The following is an 18,143-nucleotide window of genomic DNA, read 5'->3' as shown; positions in this document are numbered from 1 at the left end:
CGTGATTAGTGCTGAGCAATTCGTCGAATCCGCACGGCGTTGTGGCTACCAATGGTACGCCGGCGTCCCCTGTTCCTTCCTTACACCCTTCATCAACTATGTCATCGACGACGACAGCCTTACCTATGTGTCATCGTCCAATGAGGGCGATGCCCTCGCCGCCTCAGCTGGTGCCGTCATCGGCGGCCAACAAGCCGTGGTCATGATGCAGAACTCCGGGCTGGGTAACGCGATTAACCCCCTGACTTCGCTTTCCCATGTGTTTCGCATACCGGTGCTCATCATCTGCACACTGCGGGGTGATCCCGACCGCGAGGATGAGCCGCAGCACGAGTTGATGGGGCGGATCACAGGTAACCTTTTCGAAACGATGGCAGTGCCCTGGGAGTTTTTTCCTACCGATGCGGAACAGATCGAACCAGTGCTGAGTCGCGTTGAGGCGTACACGTCCTCCGAGCGCAGGCCCTATGCGCTGGTGATGCGCAAGGGCACGGTCGGACCCCACCACCTAAACCGGAAAACGGCCATCACCCCGAAAGAGGCGCCGAAGAGGCGACGGCACCGGTTTTTTAAGCGAAGAGCTGGCGAGCTTCTCACACGCAGTCAGGTCTTAGAGCGCGTCATCGAGCTCACGCCGGAACACGACACGGTGCTCATTGCAACAACCGGTTATACCGGTCGGGAGCTCTTTGCCCTGGCAGATCGAAGCAACCACATCTACATGGTCGGATCGATGGGTTGTGCCTCCTCTTTGGGTCTCGGGCTCGCCATGGCGCGCCCAGATATGAGGGTCGTCGTGATTGACGGCGATGGTGCGGCACTCATGCGCATGGGCAACTTCGCCACCATCGGGGCCTACGGTGGTCCGAATCTAACGCACTTGGTACTGGACAACCATGCACACGACTCGACCGGGGCGCAGGCCACCGTTTCCGCTAGCGTGTCCTTTGCCGACGTGGCGCTGGCCTGCGGTTACACACTGGCCATGGACGGCGATGATTTAGCGCTGGTCGATCGACTGCTTGCTGAAGATGCAGGAGACGGACCTCGATTTGGGCACCTCAAGATCCAGACAGGCAGGCCGAAGGACCTGCCACGGCCGGCCCTTTCGCCCGATGCCGTTTGCCAGCGCCTGATGAGCCATATCCGCAGTGCAACCCAGCCATCCCAGCGCCGGGCATGATCCTGTTGACACCGGGCCCAGTGAACCTCAGCGAGCGTGTTCGCCAGGCCTTACAGCGTCCTGATCTGTCTCACCGGGAATCGGAGTTCTTCGCATTGCAGGACCAGATCCGCCAAGCCCTGCTGCGGGTCTATGGGCTCTCGCCCCAGGCATTTGCAACAGTCCTCTTAACAGGCTCCGGCACGGCGGCAATGGAGGCGATGATAACGAGCTTGGTTCCACAAGAGGGCCGGGTCCTGATCCTGGAGAACGGTGTCTACGGTGAGCGGCTTTGTGAGATCGCTTCGATCCATCAGATTGACCACATGCGCTTCGCCCATCCGTGGGGCGAGAGCATTGACCTTGCTGCGCTTTCGCGAGGCCTCGCCGAGACCAACGGGTTCACGCACGTGGCGGTCGTCCATCACGAGACAACCACGGGGCGGTTGAATAACCTCACCGCGATAGGCGAATTGTGTCGCGGGCGGGGCATCCCATTACTTGTGGATGCCGTCAGCAGCTTTGGCGCGGAGGCGTTGGACTTCGAGGCGTTGGATATCGCAGGCTGCGCGGCAACAGCGAACAAATGCCTCCACGGCGTCCCGGGCGCGTCGTTTGTGATCGTGCGCCGGAATGCGTTGCTTGGTGTGAATGGCCCCCGGCGCAGCCTCTATCTCGATCTGGAACGCTACTGCCGGGCACAGGATACAGGCGACACACCCTACACCCAATCGGTACAGGCGTTCTATGCACTGGCCGAGGCGCTCGGCGAGTTCGAAGACGAAGGGGGATGGCGCGCCAGACACGCTAGGTACAAAACGCTCGCAGAGACGGTCCGCAGCGGCCTTGAGGACTTAGGAATAGTCCCCCTCTTACCTGAAAAGGTCTCATCGGTTGTCCTAAATGCCTTTTATCTCCCCGAAGGAATAGACTACGACACTTTTCACGATGCCTTAAAAGAGCGCGGTTTTGTCGTCTATGCTGGCCAAGGAGAATTCGCTCGCCGTATATTCCGCGTCTCCCCGATGGGTGCAATCACCCACGAGGACATGGGACGTTTTCTCTCGGCCGTTGAATGCGCGATGGCAGAACATGGGGGGCCTCTTGGAAAGCCGGGCGCAGTCGATGCCGCCGCCGATTGAACATTAAGAAAAGCGGTTAACGCTAGCGGACGAAGCGGGCAACTCTGGCGCTTCGTGCCGGACGGCGTTTTTCGTCTTTATGCACACAATCCTGTATGAAACGTAAGATCGCCTCGGAGGTCAGTTCCGCATTCGCCAACATATCGTCACGTGATCCGTGCTGGATGAGGCGATCGGGTAGACCATAGTTAATCACCGGATGGCAGGCACCGTGGGCGGCTAGGCACTCGTTAACCCCGCTACCGGCGCCCCCTGCTATGACATTTTCTTCTATCGTCACCAACAAATCATGCCGCGCGGTCATGTTCAAGATCATGTCTTCGTCCAGCGGCTTGACAAACCGCATGTTGACCACCGTCGCATCCAGTTCCTCGGCAACTTCGAGTGCGGGACTCACCATCGTGCCGAAGGCAAGGATCGCAATGCCGCTGCCCTCGCGACGTAACTCCGCCTTGCCGATGGGTAGCGCCGTCATATCCCACTCCACAGAAGCGCCCGGGCCGCTACCGCGAGGATAGCGTACCGCACTCGGCTGGTCCAGCAGAAAGGCCGTGTACAGCATCTGGCGACACTCGTTCTCATCGGAAGGCGCCATGACCACCATGTCAGGCAAGCAACGTAGATACGTCAGATCAAAGCTGCCGTTGTGGGTTGGCCCATCGGCACCGACCAGGCCCGCCCGGTCGATCGCAAACATGACAGGCAGCTTCTGATTTATGATGTCATGTATGACCTGATCGTAAGCGCGCTGCAGGAACGTTGAATAAATGGCCACGACGGGCTTCAGGCCGTCACACACCATCCCGGCTGCAACGGTCACACTATGCTGTTCGGCAATCCCGACATCAAAGTAACGCTCCGGAAATTCTTTAGCGAATCTTACCAGCCCCGAACCCTCGCGCATGGCGGGCGTAATCGCCACTAAACGCTCATCAATTCGCGCCATATCGCAAATCCAATCACCAAAGATCTTGCTGTACGTGGGCTTAGACTTGGACTTTGAGGGGACAATACCCGTTTTCGGATCAAATGGAGTGACGCCATGATATTTAACGGGATCCGCTTCAGCCGGCGCGTAACCTTTACCCTTGCGTGTGACAACGTGAAGCATTTGCGGTCCTTTCAGGGAACTGAGATTCTTCAGTGTGGTCACAAGCGTAGGCAAATCGTGCCCATCGATCGGACCGATATAATTGAATCCCAACTCTTCAAATAGCGTCCCTGGAATAATTAAGCCTTTGAAATGCTCTTCGGCCCGCCGCGCGAGTTCCCAAACAGAAGGCATCTTGGCTAGCGCTTTCTTACTGCCTTCACGGACAGTCGAGTAGAGTTTGCCTGACAGCACTTTCGCGAAGTAATTAGACAGCGCGCCAACATTAGGAGAGATCGACATGTCATTGTCATTGAGGACGACGAGCAAGTTCGTTCCAAGATCGCCAGCATGGTTGAGCGCCTCAAAGGCCATTCCGGCAGTCATACCGCCATCGCCGATTACGGCCACGACTTTGCGGTCAACATCTAGACGTGCCGCCGCAATGGCCATGCCCAAGGCAGCGCTAATCGAGGTGCTGGAATGGCCGGTGCCAAAAGTATCGAAGTGGCTTTCGTTTCGTTTTGGAAATGGGGCCAGTCCTCCCCACTTCCGTATTGTGTGCATACGCTCGCGCCGTCCCGTCAAAACCTTATGCGGATAAGCTTGGTGGCCTACATCCCAGACCAGCCGATCCTCCGGGGTATTAAAGACATAGTGCAACGCAATGGTCAGCTCTACTGTACCGAGGCCGGCAGCAAAATGCCCGCCACTTTGGCTTACAGACGCGAGCAGAAAATTACGCAGTTCATCCGCCAGAGGCACGAGTTCAGATTCAGAAAGGCGACGGAGATCCTCGGGACCCTTGATTGAATCAAGCATCTTATACTGATGGTCGTTGCTCATAGGCTCAACTGGGCGCAATCGAGCCCACATTATGGATAGGCCACCCAGCGGTTGCAAGAAAATGTGGCTGGTTATCCCCGGCACCCCTACTTTGGCCCGTCGGGACGGATCCCAGCCTAATAGACAGCCTGTACATTTCCGTGTACTTACATTATCTTACTCCGCCACTAAGAAATTCTCCCACCGGTCGGACGATGAGGTGGTAGTTTCCCGAAAAACGAGGGGGAAGTGATGAGTGTCCCATTATTCCAGCAGTATCGTGTAGGCAAATACATCGTTTGGCAAAAGCTCCGTGGGGTAAAGCGCTATCCCCTAGTGCTTATGCTTGAACCTCTTTTTCGCTGCAATCTCGCATGCGCAGGTTGTGGAAAGATCGATTACCCCGACGAGATCCTGAACAAGCGTCTGAGCTATGAAGAATGTATGGACGCTGTGGATGAGTGCGGTGCCCCTATTGTGTCGATTCCCGGCGGTGAACCACTTATTCACAAGGAGATGCCTAAGATTGTAGAAGGTTGCATTAAGCGCAAAAAATTCGTCTATCTCTGCACTAACGCGTTGCTTCTTGAGAAGCGCATAGATGACTACACCCCGTCTCCTTATCTCACGTTCTCGATCCATCTCGATGGCAATCGCGAACGGCACGACACATCTGTATGTCGAGAAGGCGTTTTTGACAAGGTTATAGAAGCAATTAGAAAGGTAAGTGAAAAAGGCTTTCGAGTGACCATAAACTGCACGCTATTTCAAAGGGAACAAGCTGACGAGGTCGCAGAATTTCTTGACTTCGCTATGGGTCTCGGGGTGGAAGGCGTAACCATTTCACCTGGTTATAGTTACGAGCGTGCGCCAAAACAGGATGTGTTTCTAAAACGAAAGACCAGCAACCAACTTTTTCGCGATATCTTCCGGCTTGGCAAGGGTCGCAAATGGCGTTTCAACCAGTCATCCCTGTATCTCGATTTTCTTGCGGGTAACCAAGCCTATCAGTGCACACCATGGGGCAACCCGACGCGCAATGTATTTGGCTGGCAGAAGCCGTGTTACTTACTGGTAGGCGAAGGCTATGCGCCAACGTTTGAGAAACTAATGGAAGAGACGGACTGGGAACACTACGGCACGGGCCGCAACCCGAAGTGCGCAGATTGCATGGTCCACTGCGGCTATGAACCTACAGCGGTCAACGATACTTTTGCTAGCCCCTTGAAGGCACTATGGATCGCTCTTCGTGGGCCACGTACTGAAGGGCCCTTGGCTCCAGAGCCTCTGGTCACCTACAACGACGCCCCCTTACCCCAACCGATATTGATCGCAGAACGCGAGTCAAGCAAGACCTGCACGAATCGGCAGGTCGCGTGAATGACGTGGCTCTACCTGGTATTACCGGGGGCGCTGATCTGGTTAGGCATCCTGGCGTTGCCATGGCGACCATGGAGCACTAAAGAGTCATTGGATGCAAATCCCGAAGGCAAACCTGATCTAAGTCGCATCACCGCACTCATCCCGGCACGGAATGAGGCCAGCGTCATTGAGGCCACACTGCCTGCGCTCGCCCGGCAAGGAAACAATCTCCGGATCATTCTGATCGACGATCAGTCCAACGACAGTACCGCCAACGTCGCGCGCAGGCTTCATCTGGAGAATCTCGAAGTTGTTTCCGGAAAGCCGATGCCATCCGGCTGGAGTGGCAAGCTCTGGGCGCTGGAGCAAGGACGGGCGTACGTCAACACGGACGTGACGCTGCTATTGGATGCCGATATTGAACTGAAACCCGGCATTCTCGCAACACTTCAACAAAAACTGGAGGCAGAGGATCTACAGGCCATTTCGCTCATGGCACAATTACGAATGGTGGGATTCTGGGAAAAGCTCTTGATGCCGGCCTTCATCTACTTTTTCAAACTGTTGTATCCCTTCCGTTTGTCAAACTCTCCGGCACACGCCGTTGCCGCCGCAGCAGGTGGATGCATACTGCTTCGCACAAGCATGCTCGATAAGATTGGCGGGTTTCATGCGCTAAAAGATCAATTGATCGATGATTGTGCTCTGGCGCAATGCATCAAGGCGCAAGGAGGTCACACCTGGATAGGGCTTACCCATTCGGTCCGGAGCATTCGTTCCTATGAGCGCCTTCGGAGCGTCTGGAATACCGTAGCCCGCACCGCCTTTACCCAGCTCCGCTATTCCAATGGGCTGCTGGTATTATGTACCCTGATGCTCCTGGCGGCCTTCACCCTCCCCATGGCGGGCGTGTTTTTTGCCTCAGACGGCGTACGAGCGCTTTCCGCCCTCACATTGGCCGCCATGGCGTTGAGCTATGTGCCGACGCTCAAGTATTACGGCTTGTCCAGCGCGTGGGCCGTTTGGTTGCCCGTGATTGGCATGCTCTACCTGGCGATGACCTGGACTTCAGCGATTCGCCACTGGGCTGGCGAAGGATCCCGTTGGAAAGGCCGCACCTATGCAGACGCTGCCGATAATGGATGACTTGGCCACGCGAGCAAATAAGCCGGAATCGGGATCTTAGACAGATCCCGGCACACCAAAAAAAAATATGCTATGTTGCCTAAGGTCCCAATCAATATGATGGAATCAGGGTGTTAATGCGACGATGAGACACGTGTTCAATGCTCTGCTGGTTGTGCTTCTCTCGATGTCGTTGGTATCCGCATCATCGAAGGCTGCTCCTGAGTCGGGGGCCAGTGAGCTCGTCGACCGGTTCCAGTCCACCCTACTCGATGTCATGCAGAATGCTGACCAGCTCGGCTATAGCGGACGTTATGAGCAGCTTAAGCCGGTTTTCATCTCAAGCTTCGACGTGCCGTACATCAGCAGACTGGTCTTGGGCAGGTACTGGAAGACACTCGATCGTGACCAAAAGACCGAATTCATAAAGACCTTCATTGGTTACGGTATCGCTGCAGCGGCCTCCCTATTCGATGAATACAACGAAGAAACATTCCGGCCCGCGAATGTAGAACGACTAGAGAGCGGGCGTGTCGTTATAAGAACCGAACTAGTGAAGGCGGACGGAGAGATCGTGCATCTCGATTATCTCCTCCACGAAAAAAACGGGCGGTGGTACATCCTCAATGTGATTGCCAACGGCGTAAGCGACCTGTCATTGAAGCGCGCCGAATACACCGCCGTCATAAGAGATCAGGGTTTTGATGCGCTCTTAGCCGAGATAAGGGAGAAGACAGCCGAGTACGATAAAATTGCGGCAAACTGAAGCGAGCGATCCTGTTGCAGCATGCAGTGCCATCGTTGCGACAAGTTACGTTCAATAACCAATCATCAATAACAAAGAGGCCCTATGAACGGCCAACAAGGACCCCGAAGCGTTACGATCTGTCTTTGGCTCATGATCCTCTTCCTGCTTGGAAGCGGGGCAAGTGCCGAATCCACCGCTTCCGAAGCGGCGGAGGCAGATATGCCGAAAGCCGCAGCGATGGACGTGGAAGCGACAGAAGAAGACGCTGCTTCAAGCAACGATCCGCTCGAATATTCGTTCAACAGGCCATCGTACAATTTTAATGATGCCCTCGATAGAGCCATTCTTAAACCCATCGCCAAGGGTTATGTCGCGATCACGCCCCAGCTGCTCCGCACCGGCATAACCAACGTCTACGAGAATTTTGCCTATCTTAACGTTATCCTCAATGACATCCTTCAGGGCAAGGTCGATCAGACGGGCAGCGATGTAGCACGCTTTATCTTTAATACGACGCTGGGCATTGGCGGGATCGTTGACGTTGGAACGGCCATCGGGCTGCCAAGGCACGAAGAGGACTTTGGGCAAACCCTGGCCAAATGGGGTTCGGGCGAAGGGGACTATCTCGTGATCCCATTTCTCGGTCCAAGTACGCCCCGTGACGTGCCGGACTATGGCACGAGCCTCCTAACCAACCCGTTATTCTACTTTTCCATTGCCAACGTTATTCTGATCCCCGTCGCCGCAGTGGGCATCATCAACAAACGGGCGAACCTTCTGGACGCCACCCGCCTGCGCGATCAGGCCGCGATTGATCCCTATACCTTCACGCGAGAAGCCTATCGTCAGCGCCGCACTTTCTTGATCTACGATGGTCACCCGCCAGCGGAAGATTATGATATTGAGAAATTCATCGACGACGAACTAGAGCTAGAAGACGAGGAATTTGACGATATTCTTCTGATTGAATAGTGCGCCCAGCCCAGGCGTTTGCCTACGGATCAACATGCACCTTGATACCCACTCCCCCGAACGGGCGCCCGGGCAGTATCCGAACCAGCCATATCCCGTGTACTTTAGCAGGCAGCGCCGCTACTGCTGCGGGTCCAGTAATTCGATCCAGTGACGGATCGGCACGTCTGCCGCCTGCTGTATATACATCTGACAACCGATGTTGGCGGTTGCAATGAGCGCAGGTTGATCAGCCTGCAGCGCCTCAACCTTGTTGTGTAGGAGTCTTCGGGCCAAGGGCCTTTGCAGCAGCGAGTATACTCCGGCCGAACCACAGCAGAGATGGCTGTCGGGAACCCGCGTCAGTTCAAAACCGAGCCGCCTCAAGAGCGCCTCAGTTATGCCGTTTAGCTGTTGCGCGTGCTGCAGTGTACAGGGGGAATGAAAGGCGAGGCGCTTCGGGATATCCGGGCGAATCGTCAGGGCATTGAGATCAAGCTCGCCCAATACCTCACAGGGATCCATTGCCATCGTGGCGATCTGTGCGGCCTTATCCGCATAATTTGGGTCCTTGCGCAAGATCTGTGCATAGTCTTTAATCATCGCGCCACAGCCACTCGCCGTGCACACAATCGCCTCGGCCCCTTCCTGGATATGGGGCCACCACGCGTCGATGTTTCGACGCGCTAACCCCTGTGCCTCGTCGCCCGCTGCCATATGGTGGCTAATCGCCCCACAGCAGCCGGCGGCGGTTGCCCTGACCGCAAGAATCCCAAGCCGATCAAGGACGCGCGCGGCGGCTCTGTTGGTATTGGGCGCAAGGGCCGGCTGCACACAACCCTCAAACAGCAGCATCTTTCGGCGATGATCGCCTTGTGGCCAAGGAAGTGCACGCGTCTTTGCCGGGATGGCGCGTTTGAGGCTTGAAGGCATCAGCGGGCGGAGCCACTGAGCAAGGCGTAACACGGAGTCAAAGCGCCCCGGATAGGGAAGGGTCTTTCGCAAAAGGTAGCGCGTGAGCCGCTCTAAGGGTGGTCGTTGGACCTTCGCTTCGATGTGCTTTCGACCGATGTCAAGGAGACGCGAGAACGCAACACCCGATGGACAGGTCGTCTCACAGGCTCGGCAGGTCAGGCAGCGGTCCAGGTGAACCTGGGTGGCGCGGCCCGCTTCTTTGCCTTCCAACAAGCCCTTGATGAGGTAGATACGTCCTCGCGGTCCATCCAGCTCGTCCCCAAGTAACTGGTAGGTTGGGCAGGTTGCCGTGCAAAACCCGCAGTGGACACAGGTTCGCAATATCGTGTCCGCTTCCCACCCATCGGGCGTGTCTTTGAACTCGCTTGCGAGTGCCGTCTGCATGTCAACTGGGATCGTGCAATTGCGATGTCCTACATGTCGCGGTACATACGCCCGGGATTTAAGATCCCACGGGGGTCAAATGCCGTCTTGAGACGGCGATGCAGCACAGCTAACGGAGGCGCCAGCGGCTGAAACACCTCACCGGCTCGGTCACCACCACGAAATAGCGTGGCATGCCCGCCGACCTTGTGCGCCAGGGTACGCACTGACTCAGCCGGCGCCGACGTCACCAGCCAGCGCTGCGCCCCACCCCAATCCAAGAGCCATCGGCCTGGCAGATCCAGGGGGCTGGTTGCGGGCGGTACAGACAAGCGCCACAACGGGGCATCATCAGCAAAAAAAGGCAGCGCCAGCTCTCTGAGCGCCTGCCAGTAGCCCCCGGAATCCGGCATTTCCGGCAAACCCAGCCGCTGATGGGCGGATTCGACGGCGCTGGCGTTACCAGACAAGCGTATCGTGAGATGGGTGCCGTCGCAAGCGGCACCCGACAGCGGCAGTGCCTCGCCTGCCCAGCGATTCATCCAGGTGATGGCCTCTTTCATCGACGCCTGACATCGGAGCGTCCGCTCGACCTTCGGCGTAGGCACCACCTTGAGGGAGACCTCGAGCAACACTCCTAGCGTCCCCAGCGCACCAGCAAAGAGCCGCGAGACGTCATAACCGGCGACGTTTTTCATCACCTGCCCACCGAAGTGCGTGGCCTTCCCCGTCCCTGTCAGGCACCGGATACCCAGTACAAAGTCCCTCAGCGGCCCTGCGTAGGGGCGCCGAGGGCCGGATAGGGCGCAGGCAACGGTCCCCCCTAAGGTAGCCCCCTCACCAAAATGGGGGGGCTCGAAGGCCAACATCTGACCGCCTTCGGCAAGGGCCTCCTCAATCTCATTGAGCGGCGTCCCGGCTCGGGCCGTAATCACCAGCTCACTGGGCTCGTAGGAGATGATGCCCTTATGGGGTCTGACATCAAGGACCTCGCCAGACCCGCCTTCCCGCCCATAGAACGTCTTGGTCCCCCCACCGCTGATCCTAAGCGGTTTACCCGCAACATAGGCTTCACTGACAACCTCGGCAAGGTCCTGGAGGCTCTGATCGGCTTTTGGCAAGGGTACGGCTTTTAGGCGGCGCAACGCCTAGTTTTGGACTAAAACCGCTCGAGCTCAGGAAACGGGAGCTCGCCGTCATGTACGTGCATCGCGCCAAACTCAGCGCAGCGCCGTAAGGTCGGCACAGCTTTGCCCGGATTAAGTAGCCCCGGTGGATCGAAGGCCCGTTTGATGGCGTGAAATTGGGTCAATTCATCGGCACTAAATTGCACGCACATCTGATTCAACTTCTCAACACCGACCCCGTGTTCTCCCGTCACGGTGCCACCGGCTGCGACGCAGGCCTCCAAGATCTTCCCGCCAAGCGCCTCAGTCTTTTGTAGTTCACCGGGGGCATTGACGTCATAGAGAATCACCGGATGAAGATTGCCGTCCCCGGCGTGGAAGACATTGACGACCCGGAGCCCATACTCAGCCGAGAGCTCACTGATGCGCGTGAGTACCTCCGAAAGACAGCGTCTCGGGATCGTGCCGTCCATACAATAATAATCCCGAGCGATACGGCCGAGTGCGGGAAACGCGGCTTTGCGACCAGCCCAGAATCTTTGACGTTCTTCCTCATCACGGGCGACCTGAATGTGGGTCGCACCTGATCGCATCAGCACCTCCTGAACATGCTGCATTTCTTCCGTCACTTCATCGGGCGCGCCGTCCAGTTCACACAGTAAGATCGCCTCGGCTTCGGTAGGATATCCAGCCTGGACGAAAGCTTCAGCGGCATGTACCGCTGCCTTGTCCATCATCTCAAGGCCCGCTGGGATGATTCCGCTTGCAATGATATCGGCTACTGCTGTGCCTGCCGTGTCAACTTGATCGAAAGCCGCCAATGCGACCCGGGCATCTTGCGGTTTGGGTCGGAGCTTCACTGTAACCTCAACAATCACGCCCAACATGCCTTCTGAGCCGGTTAGAATTGCAAGCAGATCATAGCCCGGCGCATCCAGCGCATTGTTTCCAATAGAGAGCAAATCGCCTTCGATCGTCACAATCTTCAATGCGAGAATGTTGTGAACCGTTAGGCCGTATTTCAAACAGTGCACGCCGCCGGAATTCTCTGCTACGTTGCCACCGATGGTACAGGCGATCTGAGAAGAGGGATCCGGCGCATAGAACAAACCATATGGCGCAGCCACGTCGGAAATGGTGATGTTCCGCACCCCCGGCTGAACCCTGACCGTCCGATTAACCGGGTCGACATTCAGGACGCTCGTGAACTTGGTGAGGCTCAGTACCAGTCCGTCAGGTATCGGCAGCGCACCACCCGATAGACCCGTACCCGCCCCCCGTGCGACTACCGGGATGTGTCGTTGGTGACAAAGGCACAGGATCTGTTGCACCTGGGCAATGGTATCCGGCAGAACCACGACTCCCGGTAACGCGCGATACGCCGAGAGGCCATCGCATTCGTAGGCCCGGAGCGACTCCTCATCCGCGATCACGGCCTCGGCGGGTAATATCCGACGGAGCTGGTCCAGTAAACGCGCTTCCACTGTCGATCCCTTCATCCTGCCCTGGGCTTAAGCGCTGATATTTCGGCATGCAACGCCTGCGTACCCAGTAAACACTGAATTGTAGGTTCGATCAGTGTCTAACTCCAGAGGAGCGAAGTTTCGCTAAAGCCCAGATGCCGAGATCGGGTCTGACCCATGCAGGGCTCCACTCGCCACATCTAGCCAAGAAACCCGCATCTTGGTTAAATGGGCGCCAGGTGGGTTTGATTGGCAGTCGGTTTTTCTTACCTAGGCGAGAATAAGCGCGCCCAACGAATGAGCGAAGAAATCCTAATTAACGTGACTCCCCAGGAGACGCGCGTTGCAGTCTTAGAGAATGGCGTCCTCCAGGAAATCCTGATCGAGCGATCCAGTCGACGCGGTCTAGTGGGCAATATCTATAAGGGCGGCGTGTCCAGGGTCCTACCCGGGATGCAGGCAGCCTTTATAGACGTCGGACTTGACCGGACGGGATTCTTGCACACCTCGGATATGGTTGACGGTTCCGCAAACATAGATGGCGAGAATCGCACGAGGATTTCCACTCCTGGGATCGATATGTTGCTCCGGGAGGGCCAGGAAGTGCTGGTCCAGGTCATCAAGGACCCGCTTGGTAGTAAGGGGGCACGATTGACCACACACCTTTCAATTCCGTCGCGCTACATCGTTTTTGTGCCAGCGTTTCACACAGTTGGCGTTTCCCAGAAGATCGAAGACGACTTGGAGCGTGATCGGCTTCGGCATATCGTGCTTCGCAACCATCCTGGGCTACGGAAGATTGCAGTCGTAGGTGACGACACGCAAATTGTGACGACAAGCACAGAACAAGTAAGCGGCCCGAACGCCGGTGGTTACATTGTTCGGACTGCCGCAGAAGGTGTTAGCGAGGACAAGTTGTGCAAAGACATGGAATTTCTACGAAGGCTTTGGGATTCTGTAATGGTACGCGCCGAAAATACGTTCGCGCCGGGCATCGTATATGAAGATCTACCGTTGGTCATGCGAACGATGCGTGACTTGGTCGACTCCGACATAGAGAAAGTGCGCATTGACTCCCAAGAAGCCTATCAACGCGTGCTTGAATTCGCGAAGCAATTTATTCCGGATTTTGTCGACCGGATCGAACATTACGCCGGCGAACCTCCCATCTTGGACCTGTATATGGTAGAGGACGAAGTTCAGAAGGCGTTAGAACGTAAAGTGCAACTTAAATCCGGGGGACATCTCATCATAGATCAAACCGAAGCGATGACAACGATTGATATCAACACTGGCGCATTCGTTGGGCATCGTAATCTTGAAGAAACGATATTTAAGACTAATCTCGAAGCCTCGCAGGCGGTCATACGTCAACTGCGACTACGGAATTTAGGTGGCATTATCATTGTTGATTTTATTGATATGTCTGAGCCGGGACACCGACGGCAAGTTTTGCGCGCGCTGGAGAAAAATCTAGAGCGAGATCATTCAAATGTTACGATAAGCGAAATCACCTCACTAGGACTTGTTCAGATTACGCGCAAGCGCACACGTGAAAGTCTTGAACATATCCTGTGCGAGACCTGCCCTACCTGTAACGGCCGAAGTTCTATCAAGACGGCAGAAACTGTGTGCTATGAGATCTTCCGCGAAATTGTTCGTGAGGTGCGTCAATTTGATGCACAGAAATTGCTTGTTGTAGCCTCACAGACAGTCGTCGATCGGCTCCTTGACGATGAGTCAACCAGTGTCGCCGAACTGGAAGAATTTATCGGCAGGCCCATTACATTCCAGGTAGAGACCCTCTACACCCAGGAACAATATGACATTGTTCTACTGTGACGCTACAGCATCGTAGATGCTCATCCGCCTAATTAAATCAACACTCGCTATCGCCTGGTATGTATTCGCCGGGGTCACCCTGTTGGCAGCCGTAACCGTCACTGCGGTGCGGCTTATGCTGCCCGGAATCGGCGAATATCAAGACCAAATTCAACAGTGGGTAAGCGCCTATATGGGCCAGCCGGTGGAAATAGAATCCATCGAAGCCGAATGGCGCGGCTGGCGCCCGCAGCTCTACCTAAAGAACATCAGCCTATTGGATGCAGACGGCACAGGACGGATGGCACACTTTGACCATGCCCGCATCAGTATCGATCCCATCAACAGCGTGCTTAGAAAAGAGTTGGTCCCTGGACACCTGACAATAACCGGATTGCAGCTGTCACTGACGCGAAACCTTGACAGGTCGGTCGTGGTTGAAGGGTTGGGTGAGGGTGATTGGAGCGACCCGGACGGTGCCATCAGCGACCTGGGTACCTGGCTGCAACAGCAGAATCAACTCGCTATCCAACAGGCGCGTGTGACCTGGGTCGACCTGCAAACCATGGCCGAACCACTGTCCTTTACGGACGTGTCACTGCAACTTCGAAGTGCAGGCGACCGCCTGCAATTGGAAGGATCTGCCCGTCTACCTCACTCCATGGGTGAGGGGCTTGATTTCGCCCTAGATGCTCAAGGCGACCTCACAACCTCCGATTGGTCCGGGGAACTTTACATAGAAGGACACGGAATTCATCCGGGGCCATGGCTCCGCGACATCGTCAAGACCAACCTTGATATAGCACATGGCGAAATTGATCTCCAAGTTTGGACCAGATGGGCCGGTGCCAAGCTCAGGACGATCGAGGGACAATTTGCGATTGGATCTTTCGAACTGTTATTTGACAGTGCGGGTATATCTTTTCAAGAGGCCAAGGCGCAAGTTGCCGCTTTGCGGACAACGAATGATGGTTGGCTGATTAATGTAACTCGACTCTGGGTTAAGACGCCCCATGGAGCCTGGCCGGAAGATGACATCCAGCTCCGTATCACGCCACTGCCAGAGACAGGTCAACACCGATTCACAGGTAGTCTTCGGTTTCTCCAACTCGATGATATTGCGCCGTTCTTGGCGAGGTTGCCTGTCCTACCACCAATACTCCGCCGGTACGTTTTGAATGCCGCACCACGCGGTGAGCTTCGGCGTATCCGATTTGATTACCGCCCGGAGCGGAAATTCGATGAGCGACTTTTTCTCAGGGCACACTTTGATGATCTGATCGCCGATGCAGCTGCCGATCTACCGGGAATCAACGGATTACGTGGCAGTGTCAGCGGTACGTTTGGTGGTGGCGAATTGCTTTTGGATGCAGATTCACTCCAGCTGGAATTTCCTAAATGGTTTAAGGTGCCGCTGTGGCTTGATCGGCTAGAGGGGAAGATACACTGGACGCATGATGAGGACGGCTGGATGGTGACATCCGATCTGTTAACCATAGACAGCGAAGAAATCAATGCGACACTCGGCGGACGACTCGCTTGGCCGGGAAAAAATTGGATTCCAACAGCCGATCTTGTCGTGAGATTTGAAGATGTGAGGCTAGAACACATTGCCCGATATCTCCCGAACACCGTATCGGAATCAGATAAGCAATGGGTCAAAGATACGATCGCTGCTGGATGGATCACGGAAGGCCAAGGTGTATTGCGCGGCCAGCTTGACGAGTTCCCGTTCACTGAGGGTCAAGGGCGTTTTGAAGTACGGGCAAGCATTAGCGATGGGGTCTTGAACTTTGCGTCAGGTTGGCCTCAAGTTAACGATATTGAGGCGAACATCACCTTCAAAGGCCAGAGCGTCAGCTTCGATGCGACACACGCGAGAATACTTAACTCTGAAATTGTGAACGTACATGGCGAGATTGCTGATGTCAACGCAGCGAAGATGCTATTCAAAGGACACAGCACAATAATAGGGCCTGCTAAGGATGTGCAGACATTGATAGTACAAAGTCCATTAGCATCGAAGGCCGTTGGAAGGCAGTTCAGCACGATGGCCTTCGATGGCGCAATCACGGTAGACATCACCATGGAGGTCCCCTTGAATAGCCGGGGCGATTACACCGTACAGGGGCAGGTGCAAGGGACCGGGAACTCCGTATCCTCCGAGCGGTTGGGTATCACAATTACGGACCTTGCCGGCCAGTTGGAGTTTACGGAGAAACGTTTGTTCGCAGAAGGGCTTGAAGGCCAGCTCTTCGGGCGGCCCATCCAAATTGACATCAGCACAAATTATGCCGGTGGGAAAGCGGATACCGAACTGCTGCTGATTGGCACGGCCGATGGTGCCTTCATCGCGGATCAGCTCATTCAGCTTGAATCAAGGCTTGCACTCTTTGACGAACGCTGGGTTGACGGACAGACGAATTGGCAAGCTCGGGTGCGTCTGCCGACTGACTGCTGTAACCCGGAGAACCCTGGGCAGATTCGGATCACTTCAGCGCTTGAGGGTATGGGGATTAACATGCCTGCACCGCTTGGTAAGGCCCCCTACGAAACGCGAAACTCCACCATCGTTACCCAAATTTCTGACTTGACACGACATGACTTCACCTTCCATTACAGCACAATCGTAAGCGGCAAGCTTGAGCTTCACGAGGGACCCAGCGGCCCCGCCCAGAATCGCATCAGCATACAACTCGGCCAAGGTACACCGCGCCTACCCGATAACCCAGGACTTCTTGTTCGCGGTGAACTCGCCGAACTCGCCTTGAGCCCGTGGCTGGATTTCCTACACAGCCATGCGCGCAATGCGAAACTGTCAACAATCAGCCTCCAGCCGGAAACGATTGACATCGAGATCGGGGCTTCCAAACTGGAAGTTTTCAATCAGTGGTTCAATGACGTTAGCCTAAAGATTAACCATGATCGACAGCAATGGGTCGCCGACATCCGAGGGCCCGAGGCGAGTGGGTCGATTACGGTGCCTCCAGATCCATCCGTCGCACCCGTCCATGTGGCATTTGACTATCTGAAGCTTGACCGTGTCACGTCAGACGAAGGCAGAAGGCGCGTCGATCCAAGGCAACTCCCTGCGCTCAACGCCCATTGCGAAGCACTGACCTATGGGACCATCGAGCTGGGTGAGGCTCGCCTCAAGACATCGCCTGTCAACGATGGACAACGATTGGATGAACTCGTGTTGACCTCACCGGGCGTCAATATCTCCGCCCAGGGAGACTGGCTAATAAACAATAAAGAACAACGATCGCAGTTTGATATAGCCGTTCAGGCAGAGGCGCTTGGGGAATTGCTTAAGCAATTCGAATACGACGTGACTTCAATTGAAGGCGGCGAGACGCAATTAAATATCGGTGCACAGTGGGAAGGGGCGCCAGGGGATTTTTCGCTGGCAACCATGGACGGCGTCCTGTACATGAACATCGGTAAAGGACGCTTTCTCGATATTGATCAGGGTGTCGGTCGCGTATTCGGCCTGCTGAGCTTTCAGACCCTCGCGCGCCGCTTGAAGCTCGATTTTGATGACCTCTATCAAGAAGGTTTTGCCTTTGATCGCATCGAAGGCACGTTCAACTTTGAAAACGGCAATGCCTACACCAATAACCTCGTCCTGGAAGGCCCTTCTGCACGCATGACCATAACCGGTCGCACCGGTCTGGCAACCGAAGATTACGACCAGGTCATCCTGGTCACGCCGGAGTTCGCAAGCAGCTTGCCCGTTGCCAGTGCCTTTTTCGGACCGGTCGGTCTTGGCGTTGGCGCCGCCATCCTGTTAGCGGGGCAGATGTTTAAATCCTTGCCCGATCAAATAGACAACGTACTCAGCCATGAGTACACGATCACGGGCAGTTGGGACGATCCAACGATCGAGCGAGTGAACGGCAAAAATCAGGACACCGCCAGCACACCGCCTCGATTCATCGATGGGCTTAAAAAATAACAGCGCGCTGATAAAGTATTTTTTCAGCGCC

The 18,143-nt window shown here is 55.6% G+C and carries 12 protein-coding genes; 8 read left to right on the top strand and 4 right to left on the bottom strand.

What is annotated here, in order from left to right; all coding sequences use genetic code 11:
- Window position 1 precedes the first annotated feature (1 nt).
- Entirely contained in the window at window positions 2-1,183 is a 1,182-nt protein-coding gene (gene aepY, locus O6944_10525; protein ID MCZ6719572.1) for a phosphonopyruvate decarboxylase, read from the top strand.
- Window positions 1,180-2,304, top strand: coding sequence for a 2-aminoethylphosphonate aminotransferase (locus O6944_10520; protein ID MCZ6719571.1), 1,125 nt, complete (start codon window positions 1,180-1,182; stop codon window positions 2,302-2,304). Before aepY ends, O6944_10520 begins: the two co-directional genes overlap by 4 nt.
- Before the next feature lie 22 nt (window positions 2,305-2,326).
- Here the strand turns inward: O6944_10520 and dxs are convergent, their stop codons facing one another.
- Complete coding sequence (dxs, locus tag O6944_10515; GenBank protein MCZ6719570.1) at window positions 2,327-4,240, bottom strand: 1-deoxy-D-xylulose-5-phosphate synthase; 1,914 nt, start codon at window positions 4,238-4,240, stop codon at window positions 2,327-2,329.
- Between the two features lie 231 nt (window positions 4,241-4,471).
- Between dxs and hpnH the strand changes: the two genes are divergently transcribed.
- The 4 genes from hpnH (at window position 4,472) to O6944_10495 (ending at window position 8,426) form a co-directional block, all read left to right on the top strand.
- Window positions 4,472-5,599, top strand: a complete 1,128-nt coding sequence (gene hpnH / locus O6944_10510; GenBank protein MCZ6719569.1) for an adenosyl-hopene transferase HpnH — start codon at window positions 4,472-4,474, stop codon at window positions 5,597-5,599.
- A complete protein-coding gene (locus tag O6944_10505; protein MCZ6719568.1) occupies window positions 5,600-6,727 on the top strand; it encodes a glycosyltransferase in 1,128 nt (375 codons plus the stop codon).
- 124 nt (window positions 6,728-6,851) lie between these two features.
- Complete coding sequence (locus O6944_10500) at window positions 6,852-7,472, top strand: ABC transporter substrate-binding protein (protein ID MCZ6719567.1); 621 nt, start codon at window positions 6,852-6,854, stop codon at window positions 7,470-7,472.
- Window positions 7,473-7,556: 84 nt separating this feature from the next.
- Entirely contained in the window at window positions 7,557-8,426 is an 870-nt protein-coding gene (locus O6944_10495) for a VacJ family lipoprotein (protein MCZ6719566.1), read from the top strand.
- Window positions 8,427-8,546: 120 nt separating this feature from the next.
- On the opposite strand, the gene glcF is transcribed toward O6944_10495, so the two are convergent.
- The 3 genes from glcF to O6944_10480 are packed head-to-tail and all read right to left on the bottom strand — an operon-like array spanning window position 8,547 to window position 12,369.
- Window positions 8,547-9,764, bottom strand: a complete 1,218-nt coding sequence (glcF, locus tag O6944_10490) for a glycolate oxidase subunit GlcF (GenBank protein ID MCZ6719565.1) — start codon at window positions 9,762-9,764, stop codon at window positions 8,547-8,549.
- A gap of 29 nt (window positions 9,765-9,793) precedes the next feature.
- On the bottom strand, window positions 9,794-10,888 hold the full coding sequence (gene glcE, locus O6944_10485) for a glycolate oxidase subunit GlcE (protein ID MCZ6719564.1): 1,095 nt from the start codon (window positions 10,886-10,888) through the stop codon (window positions 9,794-9,796).
- Between the two features lie 14 nt (window positions 10,889-10,902).
- Complete coding sequence (locus O6944_10480; protein MCZ6719563.1) at window positions 10,903-12,369, bottom strand: FAD-binding protein; 1,467 nt, start codon at window positions 12,367-12,369, stop codon at window positions 10,903-10,905.
- 261 nt (window positions 12,370-12,630) lie between these two features.
- Here O6944_10480 and O6944_10475 point away from each other — a divergent pair, with 261 nt between their 5' ends.
- Both O6944_10475 and O6944_10470 read left to right on the top strand, forming a co-directional pair.
- Window positions 12,631-14,175, top strand: coding sequence for an Rne/Rng family ribonuclease (locus O6944_10475; GenBank protein MCZ6719562.1), 1,545 nt, complete (start codon window positions 12,631-12,633; stop codon window positions 14,173-14,175).
- A gap of 16 nt (window positions 14,176-14,191) precedes the next feature.
- Window positions 14,192-18,112, top strand: a complete 3,921-nt coding sequence (locus tag O6944_10470) for a YhdP family protein (GenBank protein MCZ6719561.1) — start codon at window positions 14,192-14,194, stop codon at window positions 18,110-18,112.
- The last annotated feature ends 31 nt before the right edge of the window (window positions 18,113-18,143 follow it).

The sequence above is a fragment of the Gammaproteobacteria bacterium genome, assembly GCA_027296625.1.
Lineage (GTDB): Bacteria > Pseudomonadota > Gammaproteobacteria > JAKEHO01 > JAKEHO01 > JAKEHO01.
This window is presented reverse-complemented; position numbering and strand designations above follow the sequence as displayed.

Coding starts and splice junctions, on each gene's coding strand:
- hpnH (MCZ6719569.1), top strand. CDS start 4,472: ATGAGTGTCCCATTATTCCAGCAGTATCGTGTAGGCAAATACATCGTT.
- O6944_10495 (MCZ6719566.1), top strand. CDS start 7,557: ATGAACGGCCAACAAGGACCCCGAAGCGTTACGATCTGTCTTTGGCTC.
- glcF (MCZ6719565.1), bottom strand. CDS start 9,764: ATGCAGACGGCACTCGCAAGCGAGTTCAAAGACACGCCCGATGGGTGG.
- O6944_10470 (MCZ6719561.1), top strand. CDS start 14,192: ATGCTCATCCGCCTAATTAAATCAACACTCGCTATCGCCTGGTATGTA.
- O6944_10500 (MCZ6719567.1), top strand. CDS start 6,852: ATGAGACACGTGTTCAATGCTCTGCTGGTTGTGCTTCTCTCGATGTCG.
- O6944_10520 (MCZ6719571.1), top strand. CDS start 1,180: ATGATCCTGTTGACACCGGGCCCAGTGAACCTCAGCGAGCGTGTTCGC.
- O6944_10480 (MCZ6719563.1), bottom strand. CDS start 12,369: ATGAAGGGATCGACAGTGGAAGCGCGTTTACTGGACCAGCTCCGTCGG.
- O6944_10475 (MCZ6719562.1), top strand. CDS start 12,631: ATGAGCGAAGAAATCCTAATTAACGTGACTCCCCAGGAGACGCGCGTT.
- O6944_10505 (MCZ6719568.1), top strand. CDS start 5,600: ATGACGTGGCTCTACCTGGTATTACCGGGGGCGCTGATCTGGTTAGGC.
- dxs (MCZ6719570.1), bottom strand. CDS start 4,240: ATGAGCAACGACCATCAGTATAAGATGCTTGATTCAATCAAGGGTCCC.